This window comes from Psychrobacillus faecigallinarum (assembly GCF_014836595.1).
Taxonomy (GTDB): domain Bacteria; phylum Bacillota; class Bacilli; order Bacillales_A; family Planococcaceae; genus Psychrobacillus; species Psychrobacillus faecigallinarum.
In genome coordinates, this window is sequence record NZ_JACSQO010000012.1 from 26,677 (window position 1) to 44,898 (window position 18,222).

An 18,222-nucleotide genomic window follows, 5' to 3' on the forward strand; every position below is an offset into this window, starting at 1 on the left:
AAAAACCCAATTTAAAAAGATCAGGTTAACTTTTCTATCATTGTATAACTCTCTTATTATAAAAGGAACCTAAAAGGTCTGTAAATTAACAAAGAGGCAAATGTATATAAGTCCTAATTGTGTGCCAATATACTTTGAGCAAATTTATTGATTTACAAAAATTTATGGTATATATTTATCTTGTATTCGAGATATACGAATCAAAGATAAAAGAAACGGAGAGATTAATCATGAGTAAAAGCTTTGAAGATAAAGTAATAATTATTACTGGAGCTGGTTCAGGTCTAGGCCAGGTAACGGCAGTAACTGTAGCGAAAGATGGCGCTAAGCTGGCATTAGTCGATTTAAATAGCAATGGTTTAGAGGAAACAAAAAAGCTAATTCTTGAAGTGGCGCCAGAGGCAGAATTGCTTCTAGTTACGGCAAATGTTGCAGATGAGGCAGCTGTGAAAAACTATGTGGATGAAACAGTAAACAAATTTGGGCGTATAGATGGGTTCTTCAACAACGCTGGGATTGAAGGTAAACAAAACCTTACAGAGGATTTCGGTATTGATGAATTCCACAAGGTAGTAAACGTTAATCTAAACGGAGTATTTTATGGCTTAAAATATGTGCTAGCTGAGATGAAAAAAAATGGAGCTGGTTCTGTAGTAAATACTGCTTCTGTGGGTGGTATTCGTGGAGTCGGCAATCAATCCGGTTACTCTGCTAGTAAACATGGTGTAGTCGGTCTTACTAGAAACTCAGGAATTGAATATGGTCAGTTCGGTATTAATATTAATGCGATTGCACCAGGTGCTATTATGACGCCTATGGTTGAAGCTTCTTTAAAACAAATCGGTGGTGAAGAAGGCTGGGAAGAAGCAGGTAAGGAATTTGTTTCAGCCAATCCTATGAAACGTTTCGGTAAACCTCAAGAGGTAGCAAACGTTGTGGCATTCCTGTTGTCGGATGAGTCTAAGTTTGTAAATGCTTCTGTAATTACAATTGATGGCGGACAATCATATAAATATTAATGGTTAGGCCGATTAGAATTTAACAATCAGCCTGCTCTAGTCTAGCTTCAACGCCTATATTTGCCTATCGATGTGCAGACATAGACGTTGAGGCTTTTCTTATTTAAACAGTAAAACTCTTAGTATTATTTCTTTGCCGCATTCATCAATAGATAAATAATACCCGCTAAAATGGCTATACCAAAGATAACTACTAAAAGACTAATCAACAACGCAACAAAACTCATTATTCTACACCCCTAACTATTTTTATAATTTGTTTCCTTGCCAATCTTCTTTCCTCTAATATTGTTTAGACAAGTAGTTTCTCTAATTCTCTTATACTCTCCACAATAAAAGTGGCATTCTCATTCTCTAACTCTTCTGCCGAACCATATCCATATGTTACTCCAATAGAATCGATGCCAGTTAAATTAGCACCGATAATATCATGCTTTCTATCTCCAATCATGACAAAGCTGTCAGTTGTATAATCTTCGAACTGGTCTAAAATATATTGAATGATCTCTGCCTTAGCTGACCTAGTTCCGTCTAATTCACTACCTACCACCAAATCAAAATATTCATCGATTTGAAAGTACTTTAAAATCTCAATTGCAAAAACGGTAGGCTTAGAGGTGGCAATTACAAGCTTTTTTCTTTCTGCCTTCAATCTTTCCAGTAACAATTCAATTCCCTCATAAAGTTCATTTTCATACATGCCAGTTTTTTTAAATCTCTCTCGATAAAACTCAATGGCTTGTTGGCATTGCTTTTCATCAAATCCGTAATACTCAGCAAAAGAAACCTGTAGGGGTGGGCCTATGAAGCATTCTAGCTTTTGAAGATCCAGCTCCACAATTCCCATCTTTTCTAGTCCATATTGGACAGATGCTGTTATACCTTTTTTAGGATCAGAAATTGTTCCGTCTAAATCGAATAAGATAATCTCAAGTTTTTTCATACTCCCACTCTTCTCTATTAAATTTTCTGTTACTACTATTATATCTTAGTTAATTTCATAAATAGCACTTTACCCGTAAAACACGAATTTTTGTCAATGAGTGATTGGAGCGACAGGCGGCAACACCAGTGGGATGATTGAGAAAGATAAGACATCACAAACGTGGGCGTAGAGGGCAGTAATGGATTATCGCTCACCCCCACGGAAGGCGTCCGCCTAATGCGGAAATCAATTATATTTTACTCTTTATTCTCTTCTCGATTGTTCGTGTTTCTTAATAATAATAGGAATTATGAAATTAACTCATCTAAATATTGCTTTCCTTTTTTAAAATAAAATTTATAATGGAAAGAACTAACAAAAAAGAGGGTGGATTATAGTGGAAGTTCAATCAATCTATGGGGATCTACCTCGATTAGAAACGCAGAGGCTAGTTCTAAGAAAAATAACGCTAGAGGATGCAAAGAATATGTATACATATGCCTCCAATCCCGAAGTCTCCAAATATGTGACTTGGGATACGCACCATACGATTGAAGATACAAAGGAATTCATACGTTTTGTTCTGAGGCAGTATGAAAACAAAGGTATCTCCCCATGGGGCATTGAATATAAGGAAAACGGTAAGCTAATCGGAACAATCGACTATGTAGGGTGGCAGGCAAAACATAATAGCGCCGAAATTGGCTATGTCCTTTCTCAGGAATACTGGGGACAAGGGATAACAACAGAGGCTGCAAGGGAGTTAATCCATTTTGGATTTACCCATATGGATTTAATAAGAATACAGGCTAGATGCTTTATAAAAAACATTGGCTCCTCCCGCGTTATGGAAAAAGCCGGCATGTCCTATGAGGGAGTTATGTGAAAAGGGATGAAGGTAAGAGGTAACCATGAGGATTTGAAGATTTACTCTATTTTAAAGGAAGATTTCTCTCTCTAAAAACCAAATGAGCTTGGGACAAAACCCACCTTAAAAATTTAAGCATCGGTGTTCTCCGCTACAGCGGACGCTTTCCTGGGGGCACGGGTCGAGCCTGTAGTCTCTCACACGCGCTTGTCCCCTAAGAGTCGCGGCCATCGCTCCGAACAATTTCTTCGACACCAAGTGAAAACTGTATATATTTTAAGTAAAAAGAGGACATCTGTAGTGAAATTAATAATTACCAAAACGAATTTCACTCAGAAAGAAGTATCCTTCTCGTTGGGGATTATTACCAGATTCAACTCACAGCATTTTTACGTTGCTTGAATTTACTCATGTCCCAGCCTTTTCTTCATTAGTTAAATGCCTTCAAGCTCTCAAGTGTAGCTCCTAGAAATTTAGCCAGCTCTAGCATTCCATATTTGCCTGCTTTTTCTTCTGCATCCGCATTATAATTTGTATTTGTATTGACGTCATACGTGTAAACTTCTCCGTTACTATCTCGAATAAATTCGATGCCTGCAACGTCAATATTGTTTGCTTGTAGAAAGGCTTCATAACGAGCAATCCAACCTTCATCTAGATTTTCTTTAATCTCAAATTTTGGTTTAACTTCTGGCTCTTCCCCAACTGGACAGAACGCATCACCAATTTGACAGGAGTCTGCCGGGCAGAGCTCGAAGCCCTCCGAGGTATCTACTCTAACTGCATATAAGTATTTTCCCCCTACAAACTCTGCTCTAGTAATATATGATTCTGGCGATTGGATATACTCCTGAACTAGTGTGATGCCATCCACTGGATCTTCAAAAAGTGACCCATATACATATTCCTTTAATGCATCGATTGTTTGGAACAATTGCACCCCTAATCCTTTACCAGCTCTATTATGTTTAGTGATAAAAGGGACTTTCCCTAATTTTTCTGCTGCTGAAACGATATGCTCCTTGCCAACAGCAGCAATTGTCTTCGGAGTTCGAATACCACTTGCCTCTAGCGCAGTGTACTGATTGATTTTGCTCAACTCTAGATTTAATGCTTTAGTTCCATTGAATACTGTTCTTCCATGGTGCTCCAACCACGTAAGTACGCCACCTGCCAATTCTGGTGCATATCTATGTCCTCTAGTGTGAGAAGATGCACTCATACGATTATAGAAAACGCCATTTGGTGGCTCTATTGTCAAGTCCACAATTCCTTTGTCCAAGTGCCAGGTCTCATAAGGCAACTCCAGCTCTTCTAATCGTTTGGTTAAATGAATTGTCCACTCATCATTTTCATGGATAATATAAATTTTTGACATATTAGCAGCTCCTTATCGTTTATTTATTACTTTCCTTATTTGTCGGGCCTTAAAACTTTACCTAGTAAACCACTTGCTTTTATATTACTTTACTACACTAAAACAAATTAAACAATATTCGGACTATTAAAATCATTGCTCAATGAAAACCTAAGTATAAATCACAAGTCCCGTTCACTATTTTAAATTGATAGTTAGTCGGACTTAGCTCTGCCTATGGTAGTCTAGCTACTGAACCTTAAAATTGACGTTTTCCTACTATGTATTATAAATAGGAAAAGGCTGTAGACATTTTCAAATTTCTTTGAATCTCTACAGCCTGAGCACTATTTAATGTGTCTTTCTCTAATTAATACGGATCTGATTCGTGGCTATTTTCTACTGCTTGCTGTGGGGCTTTTTCACCGTCTACATCTCCAAGCGGATGCTGACTAGAGCCACCTTTTGGTGCATTTTTTAAACCTTCTCTTAGAAGTCTTCCGTATTCTTCATCCGCTTCTTCTGCCAAGGAAATCATCTTGTCTTGGATTCTTTGATCACATTTAGATAAATCATTTATTAGATTAGACAACAATTCTGTCTTCTCCCATTGTTCAAAATTACGGTAAGTTTCTCCTGCTTGTTTCGTATTATTTTGACGATCTATCGACTCTCTAACTAAGTTTCCCTTAATCATCGGAGTATATTCTTTGCCAGTTTGTTCAGCCTCATGCAAGCCATCTAAAATTGAAGGCTCATAATTTATGTGAGGATTTTGGAAGGGCCCTCTATCTAAACGGTATGCCATTTGTCCGCCAGTTTGATTGGTTGCAACACGTTTCTTTGGAGAATTGATTGGCAACTGTAAGTAGTTAGCTCCAACACGATGTCGCTGTGTATCTGAATACGAAAATGTTCGTCCCTGAAGCATTTTATCATCTGAGAAATCCAAGCCATCTACTAGTACACCTGTACCGAACGCCACCTGCTCCACCTCAGTGAAATAGTCCTGTGGATTTCGATTTAAAACCATTTTTCCAACCGGCATCCAAGGGAATTGATCGTTAGGCCATAGCTTGGTGTCGTCTAGTGGATCAAAATCTAGTTCTGGATGATCACCATCACTCATTATTTGAACGTTTAACTCCCACTCAGGGAAATCTCCCTTTTCAATAGCATCGTATAGATCTTGCGTAGCATGGTTAAAGTTTTTTGCTTGAATTTCTTCAGCTTCTGCTTGAGTTAAATTGCGTATTCCTTGTTTTGGCTCCCAATGATACTTTATCAGGACTGCCTCTCCCTCTTTATTAACCCATTTGTATGTGTTTACCCCAGAACCCTGCATCATACGGTAGTTTGCGGGAATACCCCAAGGCGAATAAATGAATGTGACCATGTGGAATGACTCAGGTGAGCTTGCACAAAAATCAAAAAATCTTTCTGCATCCTGAATATTAGTAACAGGGTCTGGTTTAAAAGCATGAATCATGTCTGGAAATTTCATCGCATCACGGATAAAGAAGATTTTCAAATTGTTACCAACCAGGTCCCAGTTGCCGTCTTCTGTATAGAACTTTACTGCAAAACCTCGTGGATCTCTCAATGTTTCAGGGGAATGTCCTCCATGAATAACCGATGAAAAACGTACAAAAAGCGGAGTTTTTTTACCTTTTTCTTGAAATATCTTCGCCCGAGTATATTTTGCAATGTCTTCATCCCCGACTGCTCCATACGCTTCAAAATACCCGTGTGCTCCAGCTCCGCGAGCGTGAACGACACGTTCAGGAATTCGCTCTCTGTCAAAATGGCTAATTTTCTCGATAAAATCATAGTTCTCTAATGTTGCTGGGCCACGGTTTCCAACCGTTCTTATATTTTGGTTGTTTGTAATTGGATGCCCCTGTCTATTTGTCAGTGTATCCTCTGTCTCGCGGTTAGTTTCATTTTTAGAATGATCCTTTGCCATCTTTCATCCTCCTAAGCTTAAACTTTACTTCGTCTTCATTCTGTCCAAAAGTAAAAGTAAATATTCTAGCAAAGGAGAAAGGAAGTAGCTAATATGCAAGTTCCTTCCACTTAGATGCATCACCTAAATTGTTATTTAAAAAATAATACTGAAAGTGCCCTTCATAAATCTGGTGAAGCGCTGGGTGCTCTGCAATATGATGTGGTTGAACTAAATAAGTAGGAGTGTCTATGCTTAAAGTAGAAGATTCATTCATAATCGTAGCTACAAATTGAGAACAAAAATATGCATTTTCCCGATGAATTTTCAATCGAAGGGCAATTCCAAACAAACCAAGCAAATTATATTTATACCTATCTTGTTCCTCCCGAAATGCAAGTACTCTGTTTTGCATTTGCTCAAATTCACTTAAAGATATCTTGCATTGAAAAATAGAACAGTTGGCGTTTTTAAACACCCCGCCCCTCGCGTTTTCTTGAACAAAGCCACCATTAATTGGGTTATATCTCTGTTTTCTACCGAAGCTATACATCTCATTCAATTGCTCATCAAAGGCAATCGACGCGTGATTTCTGTTTCTTCCCGTATACATTCCAATCATTTTAGAAAACCATGTACTTGTGTCACTTAATATAATATAGACCGTCTTCTCCACTTTTCCACCCCATCAACAAGATGCTCTCTTTTTGTTCCTTCATCATCTCTTATTTAAGAGGATTTACTGAACAGTCTGCAGGAGGAAATCAACTAAGACCTAAGATGTATTTTTTGAATTTATTGGCAATATAATCGAATTTATAATTAATTATATTTAAAAATTAGACAAATAGAAAGAATCTGTTGTGTAGGTAGGCAAATATCAGTTTATTAATGATTGTAGATTATATTTATTATTGATAAAATTCTTTCGTTACATAGTTCTTGTGAAATAGTATATTAAAGAAAATTTTGTCTTATATAGGAGGATAATAATGTCTAATTATAATAGAGAAGAACTATTTTTATTAAATAACGTACTACTTGCTCTATTTTTAGTAGCAGATTTTGCACTTTTTCTTCATTTTTCTAATAGTTCTTTCCCATGGTTTGCATTACTAGGCGCAGGTATTGGTTTAGCTATTATTGTTCTTTGCTGGGCAGAAAAAGTACAAATCTATTTCATTGCCAGTTTGCTAGTTTTTACAGGCTTATTTTTATTAATCTACAATTGGCATTCAATATTCCATTAATCAAATTATAATAGGGGGTTTACAAATATGTCAGAACAAGAAAACAAAGAAACTTTTTTAGATAAACGTTCTTCGAGACGGAAGTTTATCAAAAACTCAGGGCTTACAGTCGGAGGCTTAGTACTAGGTGGAGCTATTGGTAGCTTAGTTGGCGGAAAAGAAAGTACTACTAAATCTGGAGTCGAAACAGCTCATAAGTCAGTTGATTATAGTGAGACACGCCAGTTTTTTGTTCGTCAAAAGGATTTCGACGCACTTGCAGCTGCTACTGAGCTTATCTATCCAGAAGATGAGCATGGCCCAGGAGCAATTGCTTTAGGAGCACCGTATTTTATCGATAAACAATTAGCTAGCCCATGGGGAAGTAATGCCGATGACTATAGAAAAGGTCCATTTAAGGCTGGAGAAATTCCTTTAGATAACAGTGAAATCTTTTTACAAGGAGTTCGCAAGCTAAACGAGGTTTCAGAGAAGCAGCATGAAGGAGCACTATTCAAAGATCTATCGGAAGAACAACAAATTGCTATCTTAACTGCATTCCAAATGGGTGAAGTAGAAATGCAATTTATCAACTCTGCAGTATTCTTTAATTCATTAAGATCTGCAACACTTCAAGGATGTTTCGCTGATCCACTATATGGAGGAAATAAGGATATGGCAGGCTGGAAGATGAAAGAATTCCCAGGAGCTCAAATGTCGTACACTGCCTATTTAGATAAAGAAGAATTCGTATCAATACCACCTGTAAGTCTAGGTGGACATAAACACTAAGCTATTTAAAAAATGGAGGTTACTAAGGTTATGGTTACAAAATTACCAAAGGTGGACGTTGTAACAACTGGTATGGGTTGGACAGGCGGAATAGTTGCTGCTGAGCTAACAAAAGCAGGCTATAAAGTGGTCGGTCTTGAACGTGGAGTTGAAAGATCTATTGAGGATTATCTGCACGGACATGATGAATTAAAGTACAACGTTCGTAAAGAGTTAATGCAAAAATTAAACAAGGATACTATTACTTTTCGAAACACTTTAAATGACGAAGCTCGTCCAGTTCGCGATGAGTCAGCATTAGTTGTTGGTACTGGAACTGGCGGCGGTGGTGCCCACTGGGGTGGACAAACTTATCGCTACTTCCCTTACGATTTTGAAATTCGCAGTAAAACCATTGAAAAATATGGAGAAGGTAAAATCGGAAAAGATGTAACTATTCAAGACTGGGGCATTACCTATGATGAAATAGAACCTTACTATTCCAAGTTTGAACAAATGGCTGGTATTTCTGGGGAGGTAGATCCTTTAGCGGGTCCCCGTTCAATTGACTATCCAACACCACCATTAAAGAAACTAAAACAAATGAAGATGTTTCATGAAGCTGCTGAAAAACTTGGACATCACCCATTTGTCGTTCCTACAGCAAACGTATCCGAATCATATACAAATCCAGATGGGGAAACACTAAACGCTTGTCAGTACTGCTCTTTCTGTGGTAACTATGGCTGTGAATACGGAGCTAAAGCAGATCCAATCGTTACAGTTATACCTACTGCTAAGAAAACAGGTAACTTTGAATTGCGTACCCACTCTTTAGTAACTCGTGTACTTTATGAGAATGGCAAAGCAACTGGAGTATTGTATAAGGACATCAGAACTGGTGAAGTATTTGAACAGCCTGCTGACGTAGTAGCATTAACAAGCTATACATTTAATAACGTCCGCCTACTTCTTTTGTCTGGTATCGGGAAGCCTTATAATCCGAAAACAGGTACCGGGGTTATCGGGAAGAACTACACAGATCACCATACTATTACTGGAGCAATCGGTTACTTTGAAGAAGAGAAATTCAATAGCTTCATCGGTACTGGCTCTTTAGGTTCTGCATTTAACGATTTCAATGCAGATAATTTCGACCATAATGGAGTTGAGTTTATCCATGGTGGACAAATTGAAATGCACTTATTCGGTAATGAACCAATTGCTAACAATCCTGCTCCTTTTGGAACACCAACTTGGGGTAAAGAATTCAAGAAAAACTCTTTACATTACTTCCATAGAAATGTAACCGTTGTTTCTCAAAGAGCCATTTTACCGAATAAAAATCACTATCTTGATCTAGATCCTGTTTATAAAGACGATAATGGTGATCCATTAATCCGTGTTACATTCGACTATACTGCGGAGGACCATAAGCGTAACGAATTCCTAGTAGAGAAATGTGCAGATGTAGTAAAAGAAATGGGTGCTGACATTATAGATGTAATCCCTATGGCCGAACATTTTGGCGGAAGATTCACATTCCAGCATGACGCTGGTGGAGCAATCATGGGAGACAATCCAGAAACATCTGCAGTAAACAACTATCTTCAAATGTGGGATGCTGAAAACTTATTTGTGTGTGGAGCTTCTGCTTTCCCTCACTTTGGACCGACTAATCCAACCCCAACAGCTGCTGCCCTTACTTATAGAGCAACAGAAGGTATGGTACAATACCTTAAAAACGGTGGCGGACAATTAGTATCAGCGACAAAATCAAAAGAATTAGTGTAATCTCTTATATAGGTATAGATTAGTCAACGAATCGAAGCTAGAAGAGACCATTTTTCTGTAATGATGTGTTATAGTTAACATGCGTCAACATTTATATTACAGACAAGGAGGAAACAATATGCCAAATATAGGTATCCCGGGTCTAATACTCGTTTTAATTATAGCTTTAGTTATCTTCGGTCCTTCCAAACTGCCTCAACTAGGAAAAGCAGTTGGTCAAACTTTAAAAGAATTTAAAACTTCTACAAGAGACATCATCAATGATGAAGAAAAAGATGATAAAAAGCTTGAGGATTCTGAGAAAGAAAAGAAAATATAATATATAGTTTCCAAAGAGGTGGGTAGTGACATTAGTTACTAGCCCACTTTTTTGCTCATAAAAGATACTTTAGTGAGCGATAGATATAGAAGTCCTATATTTATATAGCAAAAAAGACAGCTATTTTCTAATAGCTGTCTTTTCTAGCTTAAAGGCACTCTCCGATGTTTTAAATATTTCTAAAAGTGTATCTGCTATTTCTTCAGGTGTTTCTATACACCCTCCCTCTAGCCACTCTAATATTACTCCATACGACCCATACATTTTATAAGTATTAAAATGCTTAATCCCGATGACTTCATTAGACTGGTCTAAATAAGTAATACCATAAAATATTTTCTTAAATTTATTTAAAAAACTCTCTTGAAAGCCTGGTATAGTGTCTGATATATATAAAAGACTGTACACCCTTCTATGATCATATAAATGTCTGAAGAAAGCATTCGAGGTAGGAATAATTTTACCATAATCAACTACCGAACTTCCTAAAAATGGACTGTGAAAGGCATATTCTAGATCCTTTAAAGTTTCTTTTACAAGCTCCTCGGCAAGATCTTCTTTATCCTTATAATATATATAAAAAGTACTTCTATTGTAGTCTGCTCTGTCTACAACATCAGTTATCGTAACATTTTTATATCCTTTTTCTTTCACTAAATCTATAAAATGAGACTTGAATATCTTCTTTGTTCTTCTCACTCTTCTATCTACATTAATATTTTCAGTAGTCACACATATTCTCCTTTATCGAACTTTCCCCTAAAATGGCTATTTTATATAGTTCCAATTCACGATGAATATTATACCTCATATTTCATTCTTTAGGTAGGAGTTTTTTCTAAGTAATATACAAATAACATAGTCCTTATATACTATTATTACCTTGGAAACTTACATTATTACTTTTCGTCTCCTTCTATAATGCATGTTTACTTTCATGCAAAATACATAACAACTTTAAAAAATTCTACATAGAGGAGGTAAGCGAGAACGTGAAAAACTTTATACATTTTGGCTATTTACAAGCAATTTCATGCATATTTCCTGTCATTATTTTTGGAGCTTTAGCTCTTTCTAAGATAGTCTCTATACCATACCTGCCCCGCTATGATTTCATACTTATTATTTGTATAGTTGGCCAAATATTTATGCTAATTTCAAAGTTAGAGACATGGGATGAGTTTAAAGTCATTTGTCTATTTCATGTAATAGGTTTAGCATTGGAACTCTTTAAAACCTATATGGGATCTTGGTCATATCCAGAGAATGCATACAGCAAAATTGGGGGAGTACCGCTTTATAGCGGTTTTATGTATGCAAGTGTCGCAAGTTATATTTGTCAAGCTTGGCGAAGGTTCGACTTACATATCTATCATTGGCCACCTTCTATTTCAGCTACAATTATTGGCGCTCTTATTTATTTTAATTTTTTTACACATCATTACTTTTTCGATATACGCTGGTTTTTAAAGGCTCTTTTACTTATTGTTTTCTTCCGGACTGTCGTCAGCTTTCGAGTAAAGGAAAAGGTTTATAAAATGCCAATCGTCTTATCCTTTTTGTTAATTGGTTTTTTCATATGGATCGCTGAGAATATCACTACCTTTTTAGGTGCTTGGCAATATCCTAACCAAGAACAAGTGTGGTCCATCGTTCATATTGGGAAGATTAGCTCTTGGTTTCTACTCGTGATTATAAGCATTATTATTGTCGTTCAACTGAAAAAGGCAAAGAACGGCTCAGCACTTGTACGCTAACTACTATTCATACTGGAGTTCTAGAGTTTTCTAAAGTATGTACGAATAATAACTTAAAAAGGACATTTGTAGAAGGATTCCTCCTTCTAACAAACGTCCTTTTTTAAAGTGTTCAACTTAATTTTTCAATAATTTGTTTTGCTGTTTCTTTCCCATTCTTAATGCAAGGTCCAATACCAACTCCATAATATGAGCAACCAGCAAGTATGACTTGAGGAAATAATGTAGACATTTTTTTCTCAATAGATTTGATAGCCTCCGCATGCGCCATATGATAGTTTGGCATTAAATCATTCCATTTCGTTACTTCAACTACTTGAGGTTTCCCATCAAGCTTCAAGCTATGTTGAATATCTTGCATTGCCACTTCTACAAGCTCTTCCTCGCTCATATGCTTCATCTTTGAAAACTCTGGATTAGTGCTCTTATAAAACATACGGACTAATAGCTTGTTATTCTTTGAGGTGTGCTCCCATTTCCGACTAGTCCATGTGCAAGCGTTACATTTCACATTTGAGTTCTCCGAAACAATATAACCAGTCCCCTCTGCCGGCAGCTGCTCATCGGATATATCAAAACCAAGATATATGCTGATTAACGAAGAATTTTTAAACTTGCTGAAGTCCTCATTCAGTTGTTCATTATTTAGCACTTCTTGTGCAACTTGATGAGGTGTGGTCAGCACTACATAATCTGCCTCTATTATTTGTCCGTCTGACAGATATACGCTGTACTCACTTCCCCCCTTTTTCTCAATTTTTTTTGTATGAACACCTTTTATAATTTTAGAATCCTTTAATTCATCTTCTATTTGATTAATGAGTGTAGATAAACCGTTTTTAAATGAAATAAATTTTTTGTTAGCAGATTTTTGGAATTGCTCCTTATTGGCCCCAAGCCCTTTAATGATGCTGCCATACTTATTTTTATAATCAATTAAATAGGGTAAAGTTGTTTCTAATGTTAGCTTGTCCAAGTCACCTGAATATACGCCTGATAATACTGGAGCTACTTGTTTTTCTACTAGTTCTTCTCCAAGGAAGTATTTTAAAAACGAACCAATTGAGTCTTCTTTTGTAAAGCTTTCGTTAGTTAGCTCTAAGTCCTTCAGTGCCTCCTGCTTTCCTTCCCCAGAAACAAGTGAACTACTTTCTAGCGATTCCACACTTGTAGGGATTCCAAAAACTGAGTCTGCTGGTATTGCATGCAACTCATTATTAGTATAAATATAGGAAATTCCTGTTGCGTTATATACTAGCTCTTTTTGTAAACCAAGTTCCTCCACAAGGGGCAATATTGATTCGTGACGTGCTACTATGGAGTCTGCACCAACTTCCATGATAAAATCGTCCTCATAAACTGAATGGATTTTTCCTCCAAGATAATCATTCGATTCCACTAAAGTCATTTCCATATCTAAAGCTTTTTCATTTTTAAGCAGATGCAAATAATGCATCACAGAAAGTCCAGTAATTCCACCACCAACTACAACTATCTTTTTCAAAAAGCTCACTCCTCTGTTCTTCTTACGTACTATGTTATCTTAAGTATAAACAGAAAATACAGGATAGAGTATGATTTCTCTCACTCTTCTAGGTGATTTTCTCTGATAGTTTACAGGATTGTCAAATTTGGATAGAGAAAAAACAACTGAAGAATAAGGTCTATAATTTTTGCATTTATAATTGAAGTTATTTCTGATCGAAGTGATTAACTATCAGGATTCCCTTGGTGGTTAGTTCTTTTAAATATAGCAAAAGGAGTACTTAAGAATAAAGCTTAAGTACTCTTTTTGCAAAGAAGGATAAAATTAGAGAAAAAAACCAAAGTAATAAAGACATTTTTCTAATTCTTTAAAAAGGAGCAGATAGTATGAAAAAACATTCTTTGAAGTTAGCGTTATTGTTTATGTCTATTGCTTTGATTGTTTCACCATTAACTACAAAAGCTGAAACCGGATCCCAAGAACAGTGTTTTAGCCAAGAAGCATGTCAATTGAAGGGTGACTTAAGAAAGCTTTGGACAGAACATGTCATGTGGACTAGACTTTATATTGTGAGCGCTTTGGAAGGTCTGGACGATCAAGAAAATGTACTAGCGAGGTTATTAAAAAATCAGGAGGATATTGGGAATGCTTTCAAGACTTATTATGGAGAAGCTGCAGGCAATAAATTGACTGCGCTGTTAAAGGACCATATCCTCATCGCCGGAAACGTAGTGGATGCGGCAAAAAGAGGTAACCAAGCTGATTTGGAAAAATACAATAAAGAGTGGTATAAAAATGCTGACGACATAGCCGAGTTCCTTAGCAAAGCCAACCCAAATTGGCCAAAAGAAGAATTAAAGGAAATGTTGGAAATGCATTTAGCTTTAATAACAGAGGATGTTACGGCAAGACTGGCAAAAGATTGGGATGCATCTATTGTTGCTTTAGATAAGGGGTTAGATAATATCATCCAGCTAGCTGATACATTATCAAATGGAGTCGTAAAACAATTTCCTAATAAATTTTAAGTCAGGATTGTTAAGAAAAATCTTTAAATAATTAAGCAACCTTCTTACTTTCTTCTTGCTACACTCTATGATTGTAGCGACTGACTACGACTTCAGTGGGCTTATCGCTCACCCTACGGAAAGCGCCCACCTAAAGCGGAAATCAGCCATCCATTGTTCATACATTTTACTGTCGTTACGAGAAAATAAAAGGATAGATAAAAGCGGAACAGCTTTATCCATCCTTTTTTTACTACATATAAACATTATCCACTTACATTTTTCTTAAAACAGCACGAACAGGACTTCCATCTGCTCCAACAATTTTTAATGGCAAAGCGATCAGTTCATAGTCTCCAGCAGATACATCCTGCAAATATAAGTTCTCTAGAATGTGTACCCCATTCTTATATAGCGTATGATGTATCGGTAAATCTTTACTATCAGCTGCATCTACTGAGGGAATATCTAAGCCTAACAGGAATATTCCTTTGTTCTGTAGAAACTCACCAATATCTTCTTTTAACAAGGTAAAATCCTCTGGAAATTTTTCAACTTGAACCTTTTCTTTTGTTTTTAAGATTAGCCGCCTAACTCCATCTAGGTCAAAATTCATTAACTCTTCTTGACCAACCCATGGTATTCCAGTTACATCTATTACTTTGGCTGGTCCAATGTAATGATTAACATCTAACTGTTCGATCGTAGCCGCACTACTATTAAAATGAAAAGGTGCATCCGCATGAGTTCCAGTATGCACACTAGCTGTTATCTGACCTATATTAACAGAGCCTGTCTGCTCCTTTGTGTGAGCCACTTCAAAATGAAAAGGAGTATCTCCCGGCCATGTTGCAATTTGGTTCGTTAACGGTTGTGTAATGTCTATCCATCTTTTAGACATCTTTCTTCCTCCTATAAGTCAGTTCTAAGTTCCCAAAGCTCCGGAAAAAATCGATGATCGAGTACCTTGCGCAAATAATTGACTCCTGATGAACCACCAGTCCCAACCTTAAAGCCTATTATTCTCTCCACTGTTTTCATATGACGAAAACGCCATTGCTGTAACCAATCCTCAATATCAACAAGCTTTTCAGCCAATTGATAAAGATCCCAATACTGATTGACATTTTGGTACACAGTCTTCCATGCATCTGCCACTGACTTGTCTCCAGAATACGTTATAGAATAATCTCTATTCAGAAGGGCAGGATTTATGAAAAAACCGCCCCTCGACAAAGCTTCAATCGAGACATCATAAATGCTCGGTGCATGAAATGCCTTCTCTAGCTGTTCATGCAGCTTCGTGTCCTTTTCATAAATTTTCAATATATGTGCTGTTTTATAGCCAAGAGCAAACTCAATCTGCCTATATTGATATGACTGAAATCCAGAGGACTTACCTAAATGATCCCTAAACTCTAAATACTCAGCAGGGGTCAATGTAGACAGCACATCCCATGCTTGGATAAGTTGTGATTGTATTTTCGTTACTCTCGCTAGCATTTTAAAGGCGGATTGTAGATTATTAGCTTGAATAGCCTGTATAGCACTAGTTAGCTCATGTAGGATTAACTTCATCCATAACTCGTTTACTTGATGAATGATAATAAATAGCATTTCATCGTGATGAGTAGATAAGGTTTTTTGGCTAGCCAGAATAGTATCTAACTGAAGATATTCACCGTAGGTCATATCCTGCTGAAAGTTAGTATGAATCCCCTTTTCATTTGAATTATTATCCTCTTGTTTAGCAAATTGTTCGGACAATTCCTCACTCCTTCCTAGGCAATTACTTCTCGTTTATTTTCGAATTTCAAATACTCCTCTTTTTCCATAATCTCCTTTAAAAATTGAACGGTCTCCCATACTTCCTCAAAGGTATTATAGAGAGCAACCGGAGCCAAACGAATGCCATTAGGGGAACGGAAGTCAGGAACTACGCCTTTTTCCTTTAATGCCTTACAAATTCTTGCCGCTTCCTCATGTATTAGAAATAAGTGTCCTCCTCTTCTTTCCTGCTCCAGTGGAGAGACATTCTGAAATGCATATTCACTTAGCAGTTCATCTATTAAACAACGCATATATTCTGTTAGTTTCCATGATTTATCCCTAATTCGTGCTATGCCAGTTTCCTGAAATATTTGAAGAGAACCATACAATGGGGCTGCACTCAAAATATGTGGTGTCCCTATTTGGTATGAGCCGACCTGAGTAGCAGGCGTCATTTTAATGTCTAAGTCAAACTGCTTATCCTTATCTGACCCAAACCAACCAGCAAGTCCTGGGCCAACTCCAAAGTGTTTACGATTAACATATAATCCTCCGACTGACCCTGGTCCTCCATTTAAATGTTTATATGTACACCAAAAGGCAAAATCAACTTCCCATTCATCCATGGCATGTGGAATAGCTCCGATGGAGTGACAAAGATCAAAACCAATTAAAATATCCCTTTTGTGAGCCTCTTCTGTTAACAGCTTCATATTCAATATTTGTCCACTGCGGTAAAGTACACTCGGCAAAACAATCAATGACACGTCCTCTGTCATTGCTTGGATAATATCCACTTCCTCCAATAGCATGCCATCTTGGCTTCTTACTATCTTCATATGCTCGCTTGGATCATATCCATGAAGCGCCAGCTGACTACTAACCGCGTATAAATCGGAAGGAAAATTCAATTCATCCACTAATATTTTCGTTCGGCTGCCATGGGGCTTATAAAAGCTAGCTATCAATTGATGAAGGTTTGAGGTGGTAGAACCGGTAATGATGACCTCCTCATCCATAGCACCAATTAACGGTGAACACATCCCTCCCAGCCTTTCCGCAAAATAATACCAAGGATGCTGTCCCTTCATCCAACCATCAATGCCTGAATTCTTCCATGAGTCGAGAAGAGATAATACTGCTGATTCAGCCCTTTTCGAAAGCAGCCCCAATGAATTCCCATCCATATAGACAGTTCCAGAAGGAATATAAAATTCTGTACGGTATTTTTTCAGGGTGTCCTCTTTATCTAGCTTTCTAGCGTACTCTTTTGTGATGTCCATTACACGCCCTCCTTTTACCGAATTTTCCATCTATTATAAAAGAATATTATTATATGTATTGTTTTATGTCAAAGCAATACCATTACACTCGACGACTTCTAAATATAGGGAAGAGGAAGGAATAGTAAGTAAATGTTTCAAAAAGAATTTATCAAAGAGCATAAAAGCATAAAATGATTAGTTCTTTAAATAATTTAAAGTGGTACTTTCTATAAGGAAATATCAAAAAATATAAACTAATGTATGGAGTTTATTAAAAAAGGTCTTTATTCTTTAAAATAATTTAGACAAGTAGTCCTTTGACCTCTATCAACACATTAAAAAATAATAGGATGTGATAGAGGGGGTGAAAATGAATTAACAAGTTCCTTTAATGGAAATGCTGTTAGGATGTGATAATTATCCTTGCTGCTGTTTCAAAGGTAGTCGAGGAACTACTGGCACTTCTGCGGCTACTGATGTTAAGGAAAAAAATGAGGCTGTGTTATTCTACTTTACACATGCTTGCTTATACTCCCGGAACGAACAGTTCCTAATAAGAGGTCTACTTAAGTCTTTCTTACACAACATTAAACAGATTTAAGCAGGCATAGTCTAAAGAGGATAATGCAGAGCTTAATCGGTTAAAGTAAATAAAATTAACCGACTGCAATATTCGTTAATGGAAAACCAATCCCAAAATACTATGAGAC

16 protein-coding genes and 1 pseudogene are annotated in these 18,222 nt (G+C 36.9%); 8 read left to right on the plus strand and 9 right to left on the minus strand.

The genetic code is table 11. The features are described from left to right. Positions 1–230: 230 nt before the first annotated feature. On the plus strand, positions 231–1,019 hold the full coding sequence (locus H9650_RS17890) for an SDR family oxidoreductase (protein WP_191697831.1): 789 nt from the start codon (positions 231–233) through the stop codon (positions 1,017–1,019). A 292-nt stretch (positions 1,020–1,311) separates the two neighbouring features. Here the strand turns inward: H9650_RS17890 and H9650_RS17895 are convergent, their stop codons facing one another. Then, positions 1,312–1,962 carry an HAD family hydrolase gene (locus tag H9650_RS17895; RefSeq protein ID WP_191697832.1) on the minus strand — a complete coding sequence of 217 codons (651 nt, stop codon included), beginning with the start codon at positions 1,960–1,962 and terminating at the stop codon, positions 1,312–1,314. A 379-nt stretch (positions 1,963–2,341) separates the two neighbouring features. Between H9650_RS17895 and H9650_RS17900 the strand changes: the two are divergent. After that, positions 2,342–2,905, plus strand: a pseudogene (locus H9650_RS17900) (GNAT family N-acetyltransferase). Between the two features lie 337 nt (positions 2,906–3,242). Here H9650_RS17900 and H9650_RS17905 read toward each other — a convergent pair. The 3 genes from H9650_RS17905 to H9650_RS17915 form a co-directional block, all read right to left on the minus strand. Further along, positions 3,243–4,190 (minus strand): ATP-grasp domain-containing protein, encoded by a 948-nt coding sequence (locus H9650_RS17905; protein WP_191697834.1) that lies wholly within the window; start codon positions 4,188–4,190, stop codon positions 3,243–3,245. Between the two features lie 349 nt (positions 4,191–4,539). After that, on the minus strand, positions 4,540–6,135 hold the full coding sequence (locus H9650_RS17910) for a catalase (RefSeq protein ID WP_191697837.1): 1,596 nt from the start codon (positions 6,133–6,135) through the stop codon (positions 4,540–4,542). 88 nt (positions 6,136–6,223) lie between these two features. After that, on the minus strand, positions 6,224–6,790 hold the full coding sequence (locus H9650_RS17915) for a hypothetical protein (RefSeq protein WP_191697838.1): 567 nt from the start codon (positions 6,788–6,790) through the stop codon (positions 6,224–6,226). A 316-nt stretch (positions 6,791–7,106) separates the two neighbouring features. On the opposite strand from H9650_RS17915, the gene H9650_RS17920 reads away from it, so the two are divergent. From H9650_RS17920 to H9650_RS17935, 4 genes are all read left to right on the plus strand, one after another. Then, positions 7,107–7,364 (plus strand): hypothetical protein, encoded by a 258-nt coding sequence (locus H9650_RS17920; RefSeq protein ID WP_191697839.1) that lies wholly within the window; start codon positions 7,107–7,109, stop codon positions 7,362–7,364. Positions 7,365–7,391: 27 nt separating this feature from the next. Next, positions 7,392–8,135: a gluconate 2-dehydrogenase subunit 3 family protein gene (locus tag H9650_RS17925; protein WP_191697840.1), complete on the plus strand. Its 744-nt coding sequence runs from the start codon at positions 7,392–7,394 to the stop codon at positions 8,133–8,135. 30 nt (positions 8,136–8,165) lie between these two features. Beyond that, complete coding sequence (locus tag H9650_RS17930) at positions 8,166–9,908, plus strand: GMC family oxidoreductase (RefSeq protein WP_191697841.1); 1,743 nt, start codon at positions 8,166–8,168, stop codon at positions 9,906–9,908. Between the two features lie 118 nt (positions 9,909–10,026). Further along, positions 10,027–10,227 (plus strand): twin-arginine translocase TatA/TatE family subunit, encoded by a 201-nt coding sequence (locus tag H9650_RS17935; RefSeq protein WP_144540803.1) that lies wholly within the window; start codon positions 10,027–10,029, stop codon positions 10,225–10,227. Positions 10,228–10,347: 120 nt separating this feature from the next. Here H9650_RS17935 and H9650_RS17940 read toward each other — a convergent pair whose 3' ends face one another. Then, on the minus strand, positions 10,348–10,959 hold the full coding sequence (locus H9650_RS17940; RefSeq protein WP_191697842.1) for a TetR/AcrR family transcriptional regulator: 612 nt from the start codon (positions 10,957–10,959) through the stop codon (positions 10,348–10,350). 260 nt (positions 10,960–11,219) lie between these two features. On the opposite strand from H9650_RS17940, the gene H9650_RS17945 reads away from it, so the two are divergent. Then, positions 11,220–11,984, plus strand: coding sequence for a DUF817 domain-containing protein (locus H9650_RS17945; RefSeq protein WP_144540791.1), 765 nt, complete (start codon positions 11,220–11,222; stop codon positions 11,982–11,984). 112 nt (positions 11,985–12,096) lie between these two features. On the opposite strand, the gene H9650_RS17950 is transcribed toward H9650_RS17945, so the two are convergent. Further along, positions 12,097–13,488: a protoporphyrinogen oxidase gene (locus H9650_RS17950; protein ID WP_191697843.1), complete on the minus strand. Its 1,392-nt coding sequence runs from the start codon at positions 13,486–13,488 to the stop codon at positions 12,097–12,099. A gap of 368 nt (positions 13,489–13,856) precedes the next feature. Here H9650_RS17950 and H9650_RS17955 point away from each other — a divergent pair, with 368 nt between their 5' ends. Then, positions 13,857–14,498, plus strand: coding sequence for a glycosyltransferase (locus H9650_RS17955; RefSeq protein ID WP_191697844.1), 642 nt, complete (start codon positions 13,857–13,859; stop codon positions 14,496–14,498). Positions 14,499–14,751: 253 nt separating this feature from the next. On the opposite strand, the gene kynB is transcribed toward H9650_RS17955, so the two are convergent. From kynB to kynU, 3 genes are read right to left on the minus strand one after another with little or no spacing between them, the layout of a single operon-like run. Next, complete coding sequence (gene kynB, locus H9650_RS17960) at positions 14,752–15,378, minus strand: arylformamidase (protein ID WP_191697845.1); 627 nt, start codon at positions 15,376–15,378, stop codon at positions 14,752–14,754. Positions 15,379–15,389: 11 nt separating this feature from the next. Then, positions 15,390–16,244 (minus strand): tryptophan 2,3-dioxygenase, encoded by an 855-nt coding sequence (gene kynA, locus H9650_RS17965; RefSeq protein ID WP_225216159.1) that lies wholly within the window; start codon positions 16,242–16,244, stop codon positions 15,390–15,392. 14 nt (positions 16,245–16,258) lie between these two features. Then, entirely contained in the window at positions 16,259–17,530 is a 1,272-nt protein-coding gene (gene kynU / locus H9650_RS17970) for a kynureninase (protein WP_191697846.1), read from the minus strand. Between the last annotated feature and the right edge of the window lie 692 nt (positions 17,531–18,222).